The 17,445-nt window shown below is 63.4% G+C and carries 14 protein-coding genes; 7 read left to right on the top strand and 7 right to left on the bottom strand.

Going from position 1 to position 17,445, the window contains the following annotated elements; translation table 11 throughout:
• Nucleotides 1–19: 19 nt before the first annotated feature.
• From AC1D10_RS13295 to dhaK, 4 genes are read left to right on the top strand one after another with little or no spacing between them, the layout of a single operon-like run.
• Nucleotides 20–322 (top strand): HPr family phosphocarrier protein, encoded by a 303-nt coding sequence (locus AC1D10_RS13295; RefSeq protein ID WP_379101480.1) that lies wholly within the window; start codon nt 20–22, stop codon nt 320–322.
• Entirely contained in the window at nt 306–1,892 is a 1,587-nt protein-coding gene (ptsP, locus tag AC1D10_RS13290) for a phosphoenolpyruvate--protein phosphotransferase (protein ID WP_477272356.1), read from the top strand. Before AC1D10_RS13295 ends, ptsP begins: the two co-directional genes overlap by 17 nt.
• 9 nt (nt 1,893–1,901) lie before the next feature.
• On the top strand, nt 1,902–2,324 hold the full coding sequence (locus AC1D10_RS13285) for a hypothetical protein (protein WP_477272354.1): 423 nt from the start codon (nt 1,902–1,904) through the stop codon (nt 2,322–2,324).
• A gap of 45 nt (nt 2,325–2,369) precedes the next feature.
• On the top strand, nt 2,370–3,356 hold the full coding sequence (gene dhaK / locus AC1D10_RS13280) for a dihydroxyacetone kinase subunit DhaK (RefSeq protein WP_477272352.1): 987 nt from the start codon (nt 2,370–2,372) through the stop codon (nt 3,354–3,356).
• A gap of 345 nt (nt 3,357–3,701) precedes the next feature.
• Here dhaK and AC1D10_RS13275 read toward each other — a convergent pair whose 3' ends face one another.
• Nucleotides 3,702–4,499 carry a DUF2259 domain-containing protein gene (locus AC1D10_RS13275; protein ID WP_477272350.1) on the bottom strand — a complete coding sequence of 266 codons (798 nt, stop codon included), beginning with the start codon at nt 4,497–4,499 and terminating at the stop codon, nt 3,702–3,704.
• A 113-nt stretch (nt 4,500–4,612) separates the two neighbouring features.
• Between AC1D10_RS13275 and AC1D10_RS13270 the strand changes: the two genes are divergently transcribed.
• On the top strand, nt 4,613–6,520 hold the full coding sequence (locus tag AC1D10_RS13270) for a propionyl-CoA synthetase (protein ID WP_477272348.1): 1,908 nt from the start codon (nt 4,613–4,615) through the stop codon (nt 6,518–6,520).
• Between the two features lie 126 nt (nt 6,521–6,646).
• Nucleotides 6,647–7,729 carry an acyltransferase family protein gene (locus tag AC1D10_RS13265; protein ID WP_477272346.1) on the top strand — a complete coding sequence of 361 codons (1,083 nt, stop codon included), beginning with the start codon at nt 6,647–6,649 and terminating at the stop codon, nt 7,727–7,729.
• A 318-nt stretch (nt 7,730–8,047) separates the two neighbouring features.
• Here AC1D10_RS13265 and AC1D10_RS13260 read toward each other — a convergent pair whose 3' ends face one another.
• From AC1D10_RS13260 to AC1D10_RS13235, 6 genes are all read right to left on the bottom strand, one after another.
• A complete protein-coding gene (locus tag AC1D10_RS13260; RefSeq protein WP_477272344.1) occupies nt 8,048–10,435 on the bottom strand; it encodes a polysaccharide biosynthesis tyrosine autokinase in 2,388 nt (795 codons plus the stop codon).
• Between the two features lie 233 nt (nt 10,436–10,668).
• Nucleotides 10,669–11,565 carry a UTP--glucose-1-phosphate uridylyltransferase gene (locus AC1D10_RS13255; RefSeq protein ID WP_477272342.1) on the bottom strand — a complete coding sequence of 299 codons (897 nt, stop codon included), beginning with the start codon at nt 11,563–11,565 and terminating at the stop codon, nt 10,669–10,671.
• 74 nt (nt 11,566–11,639) lie between these two features.
• Nucleotides 11,640–12,590: a glycosyltransferase family 2 protein gene (locus AC1D10_RS13250; RefSeq protein WP_477272340.1), complete on the bottom strand. Its 951-nt coding sequence runs from the start codon at nt 12,588–12,590 to the stop codon at nt 11,640–11,642.
• A complete protein-coding gene (locus AC1D10_RS13245; protein WP_477272338.1) occupies nt 12,580–13,530 on the bottom strand; it encodes a glycosyltransferase family 2 protein in 951 nt (316 codons plus the stop codon). Before AC1D10_RS13245 ends, AC1D10_RS13250 begins: the two co-directional genes overlap by 11 nt.
• Complete coding sequence (locus AC1D10_RS13240; protein ID WP_477272336.1) at nt 13,530–14,525, bottom strand: glycosyltransferase family 2 protein; 996 nt, start codon at nt 14,523–14,525, stop codon at nt 13,530–13,532. The genes AC1D10_RS13245 and AC1D10_RS13240 overlap by 1 nt, the downstream gene beginning before the upstream one ends.
• A 25-nt stretch (nt 14,526–14,550) precedes the next feature.
• Nucleotides 14,551–15,741 carry a glycosyltransferase family protein gene (locus tag AC1D10_RS13235; RefSeq protein WP_477272334.1) on the bottom strand — a complete coding sequence of 397 codons (1,191 nt, stop codon included), beginning with the start codon at nt 15,739–15,741 and terminating at the stop codon, nt 14,551–14,553.
• A gap of 184 nt (nt 15,742–15,925) precedes the next feature.
• Between AC1D10_RS13235 and AC1D10_RS13230 the strand changes: the two genes are divergently transcribed.
• Nucleotides 15,926–17,422 carry a lipopolysaccharide biosynthesis protein gene (locus tag AC1D10_RS13230; RefSeq protein WP_477272332.1) on the top strand — a complete coding sequence of 499 codons (1,497 nt, stop codon included), beginning with the start codon at nt 15,926–15,928 and terminating at the stop codon, nt 17,420–17,422.
• Nucleotides 17,423–17,445: the final 23 nt, after the last annotated feature.

The raw sequence follows: 17,445 nt of genomic DNA, 5'->3' as shown, positions 1-17,445 counted from the left end.
GAACGGGAACTTTGAAGACATGTCCGCATCCGCCGAAGCGACCGTCCTGATCACCCACGAGGTGGGTCTGCATGCGCGTCCTTCGGTGAAGTTCACCAAGCTTGCCAAGACCTTTGCCGCCGAGGTGGAAATAGCGCTGGCCGCCAACGGACCATGGTTCGACGCCAAGAGCATCGTCAAGGTGATGGCAACCAAGGCGCCGAAAGGCACGGTGCTGCACATCCGGGCCAGCGGCGATGGCGCCAATGACGCCGTCGACGCGCTGGTCGAACTGGTGCGGCGCGATTTCGACGAAGGCGCGGACCATGCCCGCATCGCTTAGGCTGCAAGGCATCTCGGCCTCGGCCGGTTATGCCGAGGGGCCGCTGTTCGATCTCGACCGGATTGCCATTGCTTACGCCTGCAAGGATAATGCCGCCGAAGAGAAGGCTGCGCTCGAGACCGCAATCGCCATGGCGACGGGTCGCCTCACCGGCTTGATCGGAAAGGCAGACGGTGACGCCTCCGACATCCTCGAATTCCAGATCGCCATGCTGGAGGACGACGCGCTAAGCGGCCCGGCTTTTGCACAGATTGACGCCGGACATCCCGCCGATGCGGCATGGCGACAGGCGCTCGACGCCGAGATCGCCGGCTACGAGACCTCGGACCAAGATTATTTCCGCGCGCGCGCGGCCGACATACGCGACATCAGGGACCAGGTTTTGCGGGCGCTGACCGAGGACGGCGACATTGCAATACCACCCGGCGCCATTCTCTATGGCGAGGACATCGCGCCGACGCGCTTTCTCGAAACCGACTGGAGTGGCGGTGGCGGCATCGCGCTGAAGGCAGGCAGCACCGCCAGCCACGTCGCCATGCTGGCGCGCTCGCGCGGCGTGCCCATGGTTGTGGGGCTTGGCTACCCGCCTGCCGCTCTTGCCGGCATCGCACTGCTCGATGCCGAACATGGCGGCATCGTGCTGTCGCCCTCCAAGGCCGAGATCGCCGCCTTTCGCCAATCGTTATCATCGTTCGCGGCCCGCCGCGACCAGGCAGGGACCTTCCTGGCGCGGCCGGCGGTGACCAGGACCGGCACAACGGTGCGCGTGCAGGTCAACATCGCCGACCCGTCCGACGTCGACGGCATCGACATTGCGACCTGCGACGGTGTCGGCCTGATGCGCACCGAATTCCTGTTCGGCAGGACGTTGCCGGATGAGGAAACCCAATATCGCGCCTATCGCAAGGTGCTGGAATGGGCCGGTGACAAATCGGTGACGATCCGCACCGTCGATGCCGGCGGCGACAAGCCGGTGCCCGGCTTCACCGTCGAGGAAGGCAATCCGTTCCTCGGCCTGCGCGGCATCAGGCTGTCGCTGGCAAGACCGGAGGTGTTTCGTGTACAGATCCGGGCGTTGCTGCGCGCCGCCAGCCACGGCAGTCTGAAAGTGATGGTCCCGATGATCGCCATTGTGGAGGAATACAGACAGGCAGCGGCGATGTTCGCCGAAGAGCAGGCAGCACTCGCCGCGCGTGGCATCGCGCATAAAATGCCGCCGCTCGGCATCATGGTCGAGGTGCCTTCGGTGGCGATCGTGCCGGAGGCCTTTGCAGAAGCCGCCTTCTTCTCGATCGGCTCCAATGACCTCACCCAATATGTCATGGCGGCTGCCCGCGACAACACCGCGGTGGCGCACCTCAACTCGGTCCGTCATCCAGCCGTGCTGCGGCTGGTCGCTGCCGTGACCGCGTTTGGCCTGCGTGAAGAAATTCCGGTCAGCCTGTGCGGCGACGCCGGCGGGGACCCCGCCTCGATCCCGTCGCTGCTCGAGGCCGGCCTGCGCGATCTTTCCGTCGCTCCGGCGCAACTCGCCATGGCCAAGGCGGCCATCGCGGACGTTTCGGTCTAGGCGCCGCGCATGGTCGACAACACACCTGAGCCCGGTTCCGAAGAGGCGATCCGCGCCTACAAGATGATCCTGTCGCACGTCATCGACCAGCGGCCGTCCGGCATGCGCCAGCGCCTTGCCGATGCGCTCGGCAAGCACCGCAGCTTCGTTACGCAGATTTCCAGTCCGGCTTATTCGGTCCCGATTCCGTCAAAACATTTGCCTTCGATCTTCTCCGTCTGCCATTTCAGCCCGGCCGAGCGCGATCAGTTTCTTGCGGCCTACCATCAGGCGCATCCGGGAAAAATGTCTGTCGCGGCAGGCATGCGCAAGACGCGGCATGTTTCACTCATCGTGCCCGATTTCGGCGACGACAAGCAGAACGCCGCGCTCGACCGGGCAGTGAATGATTTTATCCAGAAGATCACCAGCATCACCGGCAAGGGTGGTTGATCCGCTAGAGCGGTTCAACAAGGCCCATTTCGGGAGGAGACGGCCGTGAAGAAATTTATGAATTCGGTGGACACGGTGCTGACCGAAAGCCTCGACGGCTTCGTTGCCGCCCATGCCGATATCCTCGCGCTTGGCGACGAGCACAAGTTCGTCCGCCGCAGGGCCTTGCGGCCGGGCAAAGTGGCGCTGATCTCCGGCGGCGGCTCCGGCCACGAGCCGCTGCATGGCGGTTTTGTCGGCCACGGCATGCTCGACGCCGCCTGCCCTGGCCAGGTGTTCACCTCGCCGACCCCGGACCAGATGCTGGCGGCGGCGGAAGCCGTCGACACCGGCGCCGGCTGCCTGTTCATCGTCAAGAACTATGAGGGCGACGTGATGAACTTCGAGATGGCGGCCGAGATGTCGGAAGGCGTCCAGCAGATCGTCACCAATGACGATGTCGCTGTCGAGAACTCGTCCTACACGACTGGCCGGCGCGGCGTCGCCGGCACGCTGGTCGTCGAAAAGATCGTTGGCGCGGCGGCCGAGCATGGCCTGGCGCTGGCGCCGCTGAAAGCACTGGGCGAACGCGTCAACACTGCTACCCGCTCGATGGGCGTGGCGCTGACCAGTTGCACCGTGCCGGCCGCAGGCAAACCGACTTTCGACATCGGCGATGGCCAGATGGAGTTCGGCGTCGGCATCCACGGTGAGCCCGGAAGGCGACGCGATACCTTGAAAAGTGCCGATGCCATTGCCGAGGAGATCTGCGCCGCGATCCTGGGCGATCTCGGCGGCGAGGCGAAAGGTCCGGCGCTGCTGTTCGTCAACGGCTTTGGCGGCACGCCGCTGATGGAACTCTATCTGATGTACAACAGCGCGCGGCGGATTTTCGAGAAGCACGGCGTGACGGTGACCCGCTCGCTGGTCGGCTCCTATGTCACCTCACTCGACATGGCCGGCTGCTCGATCACGCTGACCATGCTCGATGCGGAAACGACCGCATTCTGGGATGCGCCGGTGCACACGGCGGCGTTGCGCTGGGGCATGTAGCCTTGCTGCCAGGCCGGCGGCGGGAACCGCGCTCGCCGCGGTTTCCGGCAGGACTCGTCCCAGAAATAGTCTTCAACGCGAAGCGGCAAGCAGCGAACCGGTCGGCAGGAGCCGTTGCATTTCTTCCCTAGAGTAAGGTAGAATTCGCTTGGGACTAGTGGAGATAGCGTATGCGTTACAATTGGGAGCGGGCTCCGACGAGCTTTGAACGTCACAGAAAAGCCCTGGCGACAGCCATTTTGATCTTCGGCGGCATCGGCCTGATGCTTGTGGCTTTGCCGATCTAAGGCAATCTGGATTCATCGAACGGGTAGCCTGCTAGGGGAAACCCGGGACGCGGATCTGTCAGCGCGGCTCACCGGTCACGGCAATGAAGCGGCGGTCTCGTCCCTCGAAGCCTTGGCTGAAGCGCTGCACCAGCACCACAATCACCGCCGGCTTGCCGGCCGGGGCAAATTCGTAGGATTCCGACAGGCTGTAAGAGGTCGGGCAATTCCTCGACCCCGGCACGGTCTTGTCTTCATGCAGGACCTTGAACGGCCTGCCGTCCTGCCCTTGCAGCGTCAGCCGGAAGCCAAGCGCCTTGCCTGATGTCTCGCCTTGTCGGGTGGCGTCGAAACTCGCCGAACAGTCGGTCGTGCTGTCCGCCAGGATCTGGTCGAGCTGGATGGTCGAGATGTCGAGTTGGTCATAGAGCGGCGACAGCCATTTCTGCGACACCTGCTCAAGGCGCGAAATGTCGTTGTAGGCAACCATTTCGCCCGGAAAGGTGAACTTGTCGGAAGCCGTCTGCTCGCCCCGCGACGCGATGGCATATTTGGCAAGGAAGGGCGCCGCCTTGGCGGCGGCCTGCGCCCTCGCCTGTTCGAGCGTCAGTGTGGCATCCTCGGATTCGTCAACGATGAGGATCGGCTTGCCGCCGACGAACTGATCGGTACGGGTGTCGATGATGTCGATCTCCGAATAGCCGGAAGCGGAGGCGCCGGCGTCGAGCGTGCCATATTGCTCGAAGGCGAAATAGCTGCCGTCGGGCGAAAAGCCGATGATGTGCCGTGCCGCGGCATCGCCTGCCTGGGCGGCGGACGCGACTGTCAATGACAGGGCGGCCAGCACTGCTGCGCCAAACTCGTATCGAAATTTCATCGCAGCTTGCCCCCAAGCGCCAGGTCGATGCCGGCTGCACAATGGCGCGCATTTGCGGCCAAGGTTAGAGCGCGCTATCTGGAGGGAAGAAAAACATTCCTGGGGAGGGTCGGATGGCGTCACGCTATCACGAGGTCTATAACGGCTGGAAACGTGATCCGGAAAAGTTCTGGGCGGATGCGGCCGAGGCGATCGACTGGTATTCGCCCTACGACAAGGTGTTCGACGCCACTGCCGGCGTCTATGGTCGCTGGTTTACCGGCGCCACCTGCAACACCTGTTACAACGCCGTCGACCGCCACGTCGCCGGCGGACGCGCCGACCAGATCGCGCTGATCCATGACAGCGCCATCACCGGGACGATCAAGAAGTTCACCTATGCCGAGCTGAAGCGCGAGGTCGTCGCGCTGACCTCGGTGCTGAAGAACCGCGGTGTTCGCAAGGGCGACCGCGTCATCATCTACATGCCGATGGTGGCGGAGGCGGCCTTCGCCATGCTGGCCTGCGCCCGCATCGGCGCCGTGCATTCGGTGGTCTTCGGCGGCTTTGCCTCGCATGAGCTTGCCACCCGCATCGACGACGCCAAGCCGAAGCTGATCATTTCCGCCTCCTGCGGCCTGGAGCCGGGCCGCGTCGTCGCCTACAAGCCGCTGCTCGACAAGGCGATCGATATCTCCCGTCACAAGCCGGACGGCTGCCTGATCCTGCAGCGCGACCAGCTGCGCTGCGAGTTGCGGGAGCATTTCGACATCGACTACGCCGATGCCGTCGCCCGCGAACGGGCAGCCGGCGCCAATGTCGACTGCGTTCCGGTGCTCGCCACCGACCCGCTCTACATCATCTACACGTCGGGTACGACCGGCCAGCCCAAGGGCATCGTGCGCGACAATGGCGGCCACATGGTCGCGCTGAAATGGACGATGGAAAACGAGTTCGGCGTCAAGCCGGGCGAGGTGTTCTGGGCAGCGTCGGATGTCGGCTGGGTGGTCGGCCATTCCTATATCGTCTATGGGCCGCTGCTGCATGGCTGCACCAGCGTGCTGTTCGAGGGCAAGCCGATCGGCACGCCCGATGCCGGCACCTACTGGCGGGTGATATCAGAGCATGGCGTGGTCGCGCTGTTCACCGCGCCGACCGCGTTTCGTGCGATCAAGGGGCAGGATCCGAAAGGCGAGTTCATTCCGAAATACGACCTGTCGAAATTCCGCACGCTGTTCCTCGCCGGCGAGCGCGCCGACCCCGAAACCATCAAATGGGCGGAGCAGAAGCTGAACGTGCCGGTGGTCGACCATTGGTGGCAGACCGAGACCGGCTCGCCGATGACGATCAATCCCGCCGGCCTCGGCCTCTTGCCGGTGAAATACGGCTCGCCCGGCGTGCCGATGCCCGGCTACGACATCCGCGTGCTTGACGATGCCGGCCATGAGGTGCCGCGAGGCACGCTGGGCAATGTGGTGGTCAAGCTGCCGCTGCCGGCCGGTTGCCTGCCGACGCTGTGGAACGCCGACCAACGGTTCCGCCAAGCCTATCTCGACGAGTTCCCCGGTTTCTACAAGACGGCGGATGCCGGCATGGTCGACGAGGACGGCTATCTCTACGTCATGGCCCGCACCGACGACATCATCAATGTCGCTGGCCACCGCTTGTCGACCGGGGCCATGGAGGAGGTGCTCTCCGCCCATCCAGACGTCGCCGAATGCGCCGTCATCGGCATCGCCGATACGATGAAGGGCCAGGTTCCGCTCGGCTTCGTGGTGCTGAATGCCGGCGTTTCACGCGAAACGGGTGTCATCGAGAGCGAAGTGGTCGGCCTGGTGCGTGAACGCATCGGCCCGGTCGCCGCCTTCAAGATGGTGGTGACGATCAAGCGCCTGCCCAAGACACGCTCCGGCAAGATCCTGCGCGGCACCATGCAGAAGATCGCCGACAAGGAAGCATGGACGATGCCGGCGACCATCGACGATCCGGTCATTCTCGACGAGATCACCGCCGCCCTGAAGGAGCGTGGGATCGGGGTTTAGCACGGCCGCATATTTCCACGTGCTGCCACGAAAACGGCTGCGCCAGGTGCGGCAAGCAATACTTTTATTGTGCAACGCAGCAATGCGCCCTACAGTGTGTGTCGGGGGGCCATCGACAAAGGTCGCATGGCTCAGAAAAAGATCACATTTGGCGGCGTCGACATCCTGCGATTCCTCGCCGCCGTCATGGTCATGGTCTACCACTATGGCTTCTGGGTGTGGGCGTATCCGGACGGTGTTTCGGCACGCGCGACGGGCGGCATTCCCGCGCAGCCGGCAATAGGCGCCTGGGTCGAATCCGGCTGGGTCGGCGTTCAGATTTTCTTCGTCATCAGCGGCTTCGTCATCGCCTTCAGCGCCGAGACATCGACGCCGCTGCGGTTTTTCGAGGCGAGGGTGAAACGGCTGGCGCCGGCGGTCTGGATTTGTGCGCCCGTCACCGCGATGGTGCTTTTGGCCGTCGGCCTCAGCTGGCCGACCGACGCTGTCATCAGGCTCGTCCGTACCGGCATGTTCGTCCCCTATGGCCCTTGGGTGGACAGCGTCTACTGGACGCTCGGCATCGAGATCGCCTTCTATGCCATCGTCTGGACCTTGCTGAGGCTCGGCCGCTTCCATCAGATGGAACTGGTGGCCCTTGCCATCGGCATGGTCAGTACGCTTTTCTGGTGCCTCTATTACCCGCTCGGCTGGGCCGACCTTGCCGAGACACGCACTCTCGACCTTTTGTTGGTTCACCACGGCGTTTTCTTCGCGACCGGCGTCATGCTGTGGCTGATGCGCTTCAAGGCGGTGACGACGGCTCGCCTTGCCTTCTGCGCCCTGTTCCTGGCCGGCGGCGTGCTGCAGATCGCCAGTTCGGTCGACGTTCATATCCTGAAGGTCGGGCGAGAGATGCCGTTCGCGCCACCAATCCTCATCTTCCTCGCGGCGGTCGGACTTATGGCGTGGTCGCTGCGGCTCGACCTGTCCTGGAGTGGCTGGCGCCGGATCGGCCTGATGACCTATCCGCTCTACCTCCTGCACGATGTCGTCGGCGCGGCCCTGCTCGGCGTCCTGGTCCGCGCCGGACTGCCGCATCTCTTCTCAATGGCGGTGGTCGGCGCGACAATGATCGCCGCTAGCTGGCTGGTGGCGACCGAGGCCGAACCGCGGATCCGACTGCTGCTCGATCACACCGTTTTCCGCTATCGGCTCAAGGCCGCCTGATCGCAACCTCGTTGACCAATGGGCACCTCGTTGAGCAATGGGTAGCTCGGAGCTCAATCCCGCGCAGGAGCCGTGCTGTCCGGCGGCCGATCTCCGAGGCCCAGCTCGACACCGCCTCCCACAGCGGACGACTGATTGCCATCAGAATTGTCGATAAGCGGAGCAGGGCCATCTGCTCCTGGAACTGATCTGCTCCCAGCCCATGTCGGCTAAAAGCGCGCAGCGCCTTTGGGGCAACGACATGCATCAAAACAAAGGCTTAACGCGCGCCGACTGGCTCCGATTCACCGAAAGGACCTGCGTGGGCAACGGCCGATATCAGACCGTTGCCTTGCTGCGCACTTCCGACTTTTCCAGATAGTAGCTCGAGTATTTGTCGAAGAATTTCTCCGAGCCGCCGAACGACCCGTATTTGGCCAGCTTCTTCAGCTCGACCTTGTTCAGCACCGCCCCGACGATCTTGTTGGCGACATAGGGCTCGGATTCCAGCATCGACCTCACCATCGCGCGCGGCGTGCGTCCCCATTCGGTGACGAGCACAAAACCGTCGACCAGCGGCGCGAAAGCCTTGGCATCGACCACCGGTCCGAGCGGCGGCAGATCGACGACGATGTATTCGAACGTCTCCTTGGCGTTCTCGATGAAGCGCCGCATCCCGGCCGAGGAGAGAAGTTCGCTGGTATGCGAGAAGTGACCGCGCAGCACGGCCGGAATGATCGCCAGCTTCGTCTGCCGGTCGATCTTGCCGACGGACTGCCAGTTCTGGCCGTTGACCACCGCCTCCATCAAGCCTTGCTCGGCTTCCATGCCAAGACCACGGCTGAGGCCGGGATTGCGCAGGTCGCCATCGATCAGCAGTGTCTTGGCGCCATTGGCGGCAAGCAATCCGGCGAGATTTGCCGCGACCGTCGACTTGCCCTCGCCGGGAAGCACCGAGATGATGCCGATGACTCGGCTGCCGTGCCCTTCCATCACGACGTCGAAGGCAATCTTGGCGCTGCGCAGCGTCTCGGAGAACATCGACGCAGGCGAATCGATGCTGACCCGCATGCGCGCCCGCTTTTCGGCGGCCGACAGTGATTTGGCGGCCTTGGCATCCACCTGGGTCTCGCCCGGCTTTTCCTCCTTGCCGAGCTTGCCGCCGATCGCCGGCAGATAGCCGAGGAATTTCAGCCCGACACGGTCGCGCACATCCTCGCCGGTCCTGAAGAACCGTTCGTTGAATTCATTCAGGCCGCCGAAGCCGGCGCCCATCAGCATGCCAAGCACCAGCGAAAGTCCAAGCACGACGATCGTGCGTGGGCTTGACGCGGTGAGCGGCATCGAGGCGTCCGAGATGATGCGGATCTTGCCGACCGGGAAGGATTGCTGCTGCGCGGCTTCCTCGTAGCGGCCGAGGAATGTCTGGTAGAGCGTGGTCAGCGCCGTCGCCTGCTGATCGAGTTCACGCAGCTTGACTTGCGTCTGGTTGTCGACGGAACTCTTGCCTTGCGCGGCCGCGACATTGGCCCTGAGCGCGGTCTCGCGCGCCAGCGCCACTTCATATTCGTTGCGATAGCTTTCGGTCAGCTGCTTCAGCTCGCCGAAAATCTGCGTCGATATGTCGGCCTTCTCCTTGGCAAGTGCCACCGCCTGCGGGTGCTGCTCGCCGAAATTCGCCTCGACGTCCTGCAGCCGCTTGGCGACCGTTAGGTAGCGGGTCTTGAGCGCTGCGATGACCGAGCTGCTCGGCTGGTCGCTGGATATGGCGGCATCCTTGAACGCGTTGTCGGAGCCGCTTTCGACAATCGCCTTGTACTGCTGGTAGCGGGCACTGGCGCGGGCGGTGTCGGCCTGCGCGACGATAAGCTGGGCGTTGAGATCGGAAAGTTGCTTGTCGCTCATCAGCTGGCCATCGCTGTTGGCGGCGAGACCATGTTCTGCCCTGAATTTCTCGACCGCGAGCGATGCCGCCTGCGAGCTCTCGCGCAATTCCGTCAACCGGCCCTGCAACCAGACCGCCGCCCGCTCGGTGGCATCGAAGCTGGCATCGAGCTGATCGGCGAGATAGGCATCGGCATAGGCTTTGGTGATCGCATGGGCCAGGGCCGGATCCGTCGCCTGATACCCAAGGGCGATGACGTAGCTTCGCCCCGTGCGCTCTGCCCGCACCTCGTTCTGCAGCTTGAGGATCGCGTAGTCGCGACTGGACGAGGCGATCAGCGCATCGCGGGTGGCGGGGTCGAGTTTGCTGATGTCACCAACGCCCGGCAAGACGGGGCTGGGGCGAACATACTGGATCAGGCTGCGGACCAGACCGACGCCCTTGGCCAGAGCCGACACGGGCGGGTTCATGAACGCATCGTTCTGGTCGAGTTTCAGCTTGTCGACGACCACCGCGGCAAGCCGCGTCGAGGTCAGGATTTCGATCTGGCTCAGGATGGCGGAATCGGTCTGCATGGTTGTCGATGCAGCCGAGATGTCATCGACGATCTTGTTCAAGCCTTCGTCGATCAACACGCTTGAGACCGACTGATATTGGGGCGGCGTGGTCTGCAGATAGAGCAGGCCCAGAAAAAGACCGATGATGGCGCACACGGCAACCACCTTGGCCTGCCGTGAAGCCATGCCAAGCAGCCGCTCGATATCGATGAAGTCGTCGCCGTCTCCTGCGTCTGAATTCGGCAATGGCATCCTCTTGTCGAGAGGAAAGTTGGCATAATTCATCTTCGGTCCAATTCTAGAGCCTGGTCCATCCCAATGATCGGGATGGGTCTATCTCAGTGTTTGGGCATGATCCTTTCCGAAAACCGGTAGCCGCTTTTCGGGATCATGCCTTGGCTTGCGAGCGCCGCGAAGATCGGAGCATTGCGCAACACAACGCAAGCTTCGTGCCAGACAACGCGGGAGCTATCGCCCCGCGTCATCAGCCATCTGAAAATGCTCCCAAAACATGGGCATTATGCGGCTTCTTCCTGGCGTTCATGCGACCGGACGAACTCCTGAAGCATCTCGAAAATCGGGCCCTTCATGTCGTCGCGCGCCAGCGCGAAGGCGATGTTGGCCTGGATGAACCCTTCCTTCGAACCGCAGTCGAACATGCGCCCCTTGAAAGGTTGGGCGAAGAACGCTTGATCCCGCGACAGGCGGACCATGGCGTCCGTCAACTGGATCTCGTTGCCGGCGCCGCGCTGCTGATTGCCCAGAAGCGCGAAAATCTCGGGCTGCAGGATGTAGCGGCCGTTGATGTAGAAGTTCGACGGCGCGTTGGCCGGCGCCGGCTTTTCGACCATGGCCGTCACTTCGAAGCCGCCGCCAACATCGGCGCCGCGGCCAACGATGCCGTATTTGTTGGTCTCGGTCGGATCGCAGCGCTCGACGGCGATCACGTTGCCGCCGGTTTCAGCATAGAGGTCGACGATCTCGGCCAGGCAGCCTCGCCCACCAAACGACACCATGTCCGGAAGCAGCAAGGCGAAGGGCTCGTTGCCGATGACTTCGCGCGCGCACCAGACGGCATGACCGAGGCCTTGCGGCGATTGCTGGCGGATGAAACTGGTGGCGCCGGCCACCGGCAGCAGGCTTTCCAGCGACTGCAATTGCGCCTTCTTGCCGGTCTGCTCCAGGGTTCCGATCAGTTCGGGATGGAGGTCGAAATAGTCCTCGATCACCGCCTTGTTGCGGCCGGTGACGAACACGATGTGCTCGATGCCCGCCTCGAAGGCTTCGTCCACCGCATATTGCACGACAGGCCTGTCGACGACGGGAAGCATTTCCTTCGGCATCGACTTGGTCGCCGGCAGGAACCGTGTTCCAAGCCCCGCCACCGGTATCACGGCCTTCCTGATTTTCTTCATCGCAAATTCCTTCTGAGGAGATCGACTTCAGTCCATTCGCAGGCCACGAAAAACCCCTCCATGTGCCTGCATCTTCACCTCCCCACCCCAACGGCAAACTGCGCCGCCACTCTTCGCAACCGCAAGGCGATCGGCATGCCCATATGCCTGACCGCCGCCGGGTCGCTGAGCGCTGTCCGGATCGCCTTGAGCGGGGACCGCGCCTTGATGTGCTGAACCATAGACAGGAACGATGCGGCCTTGCGCAGGCTGCGGCCGCGCCGGGCGAACGCGACTTGCGCGGCCTCGTCCATCGAATGGGTTTGAGCGAACACGGCATCTGCCTTGCGCATCGCTTCGACATGGTGAAGCTCGAGCACGCGGGAGATGGAGCCGCTGCGGATATGATAGGCATAGCCGATCGTCGGCTCGACCACGCATTTGCCGCCCTTGGCCAAAGCGTTGGCAAGCAGGATGTAGTCTTCACCGATGCTCAGTTTTTCATCATAGCGAAGTCCGTTTTCATCCAGGAACTCGCGCTGGAAGATCGGCTTGAGGTAGCCGAGATTGAACTTCGATTCGAAGACGACGTTGCCGGCGATGTAGCTGGCCAGCGAGATTTCGCTCAACTCCTCCAGATAGCGCATGGGAAACATCGCGTCCTCGACGACACCGTCCTCGCGGATGACCTGCAAATTGTCGACGGCGATCTGCGCGCCTGCCTTTTCGGCGCGGGCGATCATGGCGGCGATGCGGCCGGGAAAGACGGCGTCGTCGGAATCGAGAACCGCGATCCATCTGCCGCGGGCGCCATCGAGCCCGGCATTCCTGGCGCCGCCGGGACCGCGATTGCTGGCCAGGGCGATGACGCGAACGGTTTCGGGAGGGTAGGCCCGCGCCACGTCGAGCGTCGCGTCGCGCGACTTGTCGTCGACAACGATGATTTCGACCGTGACGTTCTTCTGCGCAATGGCGCTCGCGATCGCCCGGTCCAGGGTCGCCTCGGCGTTGTAGGCGGCGATGACAAAGCTAACGTCAGGCTGCACGCTTGCCTCCTTCCTGCGGCGAAGGCTGGCCGTAGAGGCGGATTTCGCGGATGCCGACGAGGCCACTGACGACGCCGACATGCATAATGCCGCGCAGCACGCTGCGGTTCCTGCGAACCGGACTGATGACGACCGGAACTGCCGAGGCGAAGCAATAGATGGCCTTTGCCGACGCCAGGCCGACCTGCTTGACCAGGCCGATGCCGCGCGCGTTGCGCCCCAGAAGATGCCCATGCGTCTGCCCGACGCGGAAGCGGCGGCGGCCGAGCCAGTCGAAGGCCGCCCTCGAGCGCGGCACCACCTCGTCGACCCAGGCCTCGGGCGAAAAGAAGATGCGGCCGCCCGCTTTGTGCATCTGGTCGAAGAACTCGGTGTCTTCGCCGCCGGTCTGGCCACGCGCCAGGCTGAAGCGGCGGCCACGCAGGCTGTCCGATCCCATGCGGAGCAGGACGTTGCAGGTGTAGCCGGTCTGGATCTCGCCGCGCACCCAGACGGGCAAGGTCGAATGGAAGTCGCCGCGCCGCATCCAGTCCGGCGCATCCGGGCGATAGCGCGCCTTGACCGGGCCAAGCACGGCGGCCGCACCGCTCGATTGCGCCATGGCGACCAGCTCGGCGAGCCAGCGGGGCGTGGCCGTCTCGTCATCGTCGATGAAAGCGACGAAATCCGCCGTGCTGGTGTCGAGGCAAGCGTTGCGGGCGATCGAGATGTTGCGCGCCGGGCAATGCTGATAGCGGATCGGCAGCGTCAATTCCCGCGACAGCGCCGTCACCAGATCCCGGGCGGTCGGCGTGTCATCATTGTCGGCGACGATGATGCTGATATCGAACCCCACCGGCATATCCATGGCGTCGAGCGAGCGCAGCGTGTCGGCCAGTTCCGGCCGGCGGAACGTGCAGACGCCGATGTCGATGCTGCGGTTCTTGGCCTGCATCGCCATCACGCCACCCCGCGCCGCGACCGGAGGCCGAGAAGCTGCAGCCAGAAGCCGACAGACCAGCCAAGATGCATGACCATCGCCGAGACGCCGGCAAGCGCGATGTCGGCGTTGCGCTGGCGGATGGCCGTCCACAGGCCATAGCCTTGGCACACCGAGGCCCACAGCAAAAGCGGCACCGCCGCCAGCCAGTGCACGAAGGAGAAGGCCGCCAGCAACACGACCGGAAACACCAGGAGCGGCACCATCTGCCGGACCTTCGGGATGACGCGGTGCTTCAGCACATTCTTGGCGCGGCCGCGACCATAGCCGAGATACTGGAAATAGAGGCCACGGAGCGAGGCGCGCGGATAGTAGATCATCTGCGTCTTGCCGCTCATCCAGATCTTGTAGCCGGCTTGCCTCAGCCTGTAGTCGAGTTCGGCATCCTCGTTGTGGCTGAACGTCTCGTCATAGCCGCCGACAGAACCGAAGGACGAAATCCGAATCAGCGCGTGATGACCGTGATCGACCCACTCTCCGGCTGAGAGGTGCCGGTGCTTGGAGCCGCCGGTGCCGAGCTTGGAATTCTGTGCCGCCGCGACGGCCTTCTGCACGGTGCCGCTGCCGCTGGTCAGCATCGAAACCACAACCGAATCCGCCCCGGTGGCCAACGCCTCCTCGACCAGCCGATCACAATAGTCGTCGGGATAGCCGCCATGCGCATCGATGCGGATGAGATAGTCGGCACCTTCGCCGAAGGTGCCGACGGCGAGGTTTATCGCCGCGCTCTGGATGCGCCGTTCGTTGTGAAGCAGGATAACGCGCGGATCCTTGCTTGCGATGTCTTTGACGATAGCCAGCGTGCCGTCGGTGCTGCCGCCGTCGGCGACGATGATCCTGGCGCCAAGCCTTGCCGCGGCGGGGCGCAGTTGATCGAGCAGCACACCGATATGGGCCGCTTCGTTCAGGCACGGAATAACAATCAGGCTGGATGAAGTTTTTTTAGTCTGCGTCATCAGCCTCTGTCCATGTTCAGTCATCCTATGCCAATGCCTCGGCTGCAAACGAACCCGATACGGCGGTCAGGCTGCGCAGCCGCTCGACAAGCGCCCGGCAATCGCTGCGGTCGTAGCTCCAGGTCCTCGGATTGCGGGCAACAACACGCGTCTTCAATCTGGCAAAGCAATGCTCGTCCATCTTGCCAAGTGTGGCCTTGAGCGCCTCGGGCGAAGCCACTGGCAAGAGAATGCCGATATCCTGCTGGCTGAGGAACCGCCCGGTTTCGGTGTTGCCCATCGAGATCGGCACCGCGCCGAAGCGGCAGCCTTCATAGAGGCGGTTGGGCAGCAGCCATTCCGAGTTCTGCCCCGCTTCGAAGAAATCGATCGCCCAGGAAAAATGGACTTCGCCGTAGATCGCCGCCATGTCCTCTGGATTGCGATACGGCCCGCGAAACGACAGCCACGGCTCGGATTCGACGAACGCATGGAAATCCGGGAATTCGGACAGGGCCGGACGGCCGCGCAGCACGATCTCGAAGCGTCCCTCCATCCGGCGCGAAAAATCGGCCAGCAGTTTGAGCGAGCGCCGGCAGCGCAGCGCGCCGAACCACCCGATCCGCCATGGCGGTCCGACCGGACTCTCAGCCGCCTCCGAATCACCGGGCGCCTCGGAAGCGCCGGGCAAGATCGCGGCGGCCTCGAAATACTTGTTCTCAACCAGTTCGACCGGCGCCGCGACCTGGCCGAACGGTTTGAAATAATTGGCGATGAAGGCAGGCGAGCTGGTCACCAGCAGTTTCACGTCCCTGGCCAGAAAGCGTTCGGTGGCACGCAGTGCCTTGCCCAGGACATCGTTGCGAAGCACAAGGCGATGAATGTCGAGGCATTCGTAGACGATCGGAACCGATGCACTGAAGGCCGATCCGGCGCGGCGGGCAAGCGCCAGCATTTCCAGGTTGCGCGCAATGATGAGATCGGGCCTTGGCATGCCGCCAAGCTTGGAGCCTATTGAAACCGCCGCCTTGGCGATGGCCGCGAGCCGCTGGCCGAATCGCCCGTCACGCGTCGCGCCAAGGTCGATCGGCCGCAATCCCTCGATATCCGCAATCGGATTCGTGGTGCGACGAAAGCCGGCCAAGGTGACCTGGGCTCCACCTGCCCTCAGCATTATGATCCGCCGGCGCACTGCCGGGTCGGAAACGTCGTGTACAAGGTACAAGACATGCAGCATGAAAACTCGACCGCTGTTGGCCCACCCAAGGGGAACCTAGTACAGGTCTTGCTGCATCGCAACATTTTTGGCGCAGTGATCCACGTTTTCTGTTGCACTGCAAAATTATTGCCGTAGTTTGTCCGTTGGCGGCGGTAGTGGATTTTCGGGCTCGGAATCCGCGCAAAAATCAGGAATCCTGAATTTGGAAGCCAATGCATTCGATCCGCCGGAAGGCTCTCTGCGCAAATCTGTCGGGCGCGGCGCGGTTGTCACGGCCGTGGCGCAATCGGTGCGGGTCGCGACACAGATCATATCCGTCATCGTGCTGTCGCGGCTGTTGTCGCCGCAGGATTTCGGCGTCGTTGCGATGTGTGCGCCAGTGCTGGCCTTCATCGCGCTGTTCCAGGATTTCGGCCTGACCCAGGCGACAATCCAGAAAAACGGCATTCGGCATGAGGAGGTGAACTACCTCTTCTGGATCAATGTTGCCGTCAGCGCGATCCTGGCCTGTGTGCTTGCGGGTGCCGCTCCGCTGGTCGCCGCCTTTTATGGCGAGCCGCGCGTGGCCGGCCTGGTAGCCGCGTTCGGGCTGCAGATCATGGCCTATGGGCTCGGCGCGCAGCATCTGGCGCTTTTGACGCGCCGCATGCAGTTCGGCCGGCTGGCCGTCATCGACGTCGCCAGCGCCGTCGTGGGTCTGGCCGTATCGATCGCCTGGACCTTCATCGACCGCTCCTATTGGGCGCTGTTCGTCGGCACGCTGACCGGCGCGGTGCTGCCGACGCTCTGCTATTGGGCAAGCTCGCGCTGGCGCCCCGGCCTGCCGCGCAAGGTAGCCGGAATCAGTGAACTGATCAATTTCGGCGCCGGCATCACCGGCTTCAACTTCGCCAATTTCTTTGCCCGCAACCTCGACAACGTGCTGATCGGCAAATACTGGGGCGAAGCCCAGCTCGGCCTTTATGACCGCGCCTACAAGCTGCTTTTGTTTCCGCTGAGCCAGATCACCAACCCATTGTCGAAGGTCATGGTTCCGGCGCTGTCCAGGCTGAAGGACGAGCCGGACCGCTATCGCAGCGCCTATCTGCGCGTCATGCCGCTGATCCTGCTGGTGGCGCTTCCGGGGGTCGCCTTCGCCACCGCGATGTCGGACGTGCTGATCCCCTTCGTGCTCGGCGAGCAATGGCGCGCGAGCGCCAGCATTTTCCTGGCGCTCGGCTTCGCCGGGCTGCTGCAGCCGCTCAACAATCCGGCGGGATGGCTTTTCGTCAGCCAGGGCCGCTCCGGCGACTTCATGCGCTGGGGCATCGTCACGGCCGTGACCTCGGTGCTGGCCTTCGCGCTTGGCCTGCCCTATGGCGCACTGGGCGTGGCGATTGCCTATGCGATCAGCGAGTATCTGAGAACGCCATTCCTATGGCTCTATGTCGGCAAGAGCGGTCCGCTGCAGGCGCATCATGTGCTGCGCGCGGCAACGCCATTCGTGCTTGGCGCCCATCTGGCGCTGGCCGCCATCTGGTTCATCAAGCCGCTGCTGCCGCAGCAGCATGTCATTGGCTTGGCCAGCGGCGCCATTCTCGCCTACCTGATCACCATCGTCATTGCGTTGGCATTCGCATCCGGCCGCGAAGCCCTGCGCGAGGCTTTGAAGATGCTGCCGGCAAGGCTGCCCGCGGCGACACCACGCGAGGCGCAATAGTTGCGCGACCTCGACAGGTACGA

This window comes from Mesorhizobium sp. P2_A8 (genome assembly GCF_056404935.1).
Note: the sequence above shows the minus strand (reverse complement) of the source record. Positions and strands in the feature narration are given on the sequence as shown.

Coding starts and splice junctions, on each gene's coding strand:
- ptsP (WP_477272356.1), top strand. CDS start 306: ATGCCCGCATCGCTTAGGCTGCAAGGCATCTCGGCCTCGGCCGGTTAT.
- AC1D10_RS13240 (WP_477272336.1), bottom strand. CDS start 14,525: ATGACGCAGACTAAAAAAACTTCATCCAGCCTGATTGTTATTCCGTGC.
- AC1D10_RS13235 (WP_477272334.1), bottom strand. CDS start 15,741: ATGCTGCATGTCTTGTACCTTGTACACGACGTTTCCGACCCGGCAGTG.
- AC1D10_RS13245 (WP_477272338.1), bottom strand. CDS start 13,530: ATGGCGATGCAGGCCAAGAACCGCAGCATCGACATCGGCGTCTGCACG.
- AC1D10_RS13295 (WP_379101480.1), top strand. CDS start 20: ATGTCCGCATCCGCCGAAGCGACCGTCCTGATCACCCACGAGGTGGGT.
- AC1D10_RS13270 (WP_477272348.1), top strand. CDS start 4,613: ATGGCGTCACGCTATCACGAGGTCTATAACGGCTGGAAACGTGATCCG.
- AC1D10_RS13265 (WP_477272346.1), top strand. CDS start 6,647: ATGGCTCAGAAAAAGATCACATTTGGCGGCGTCGACATCCTGCGATTC.
- AC1D10_RS13285 (WP_477272354.1), top strand. CDS start 1,902: ATGGTCGACAACACACCTGAGCCCGGTTCCGAAGAGGCGATCCGCGCC.
- AC1D10_RS13255 (WP_477272342.1), bottom strand. CDS start 11,565: ATGAAGAAAATCAGGAAGGCCGTGATACCGGTGGCGGGGCTTGGAACA.
- AC1D10_RS13260 (WP_477272344.1), bottom strand. CDS start 10,435: ATGAATTATGCCAACTTTCCTCTCGACAAGAGGATGCCATTGCCGAAT.
- AC1D10_RS13275 (WP_477272350.1), bottom strand. CDS start 4,499: ATGAAATTTCGATACGAGTTTGGCGCAGCAGTGCTGGCCGCCCTGTCA.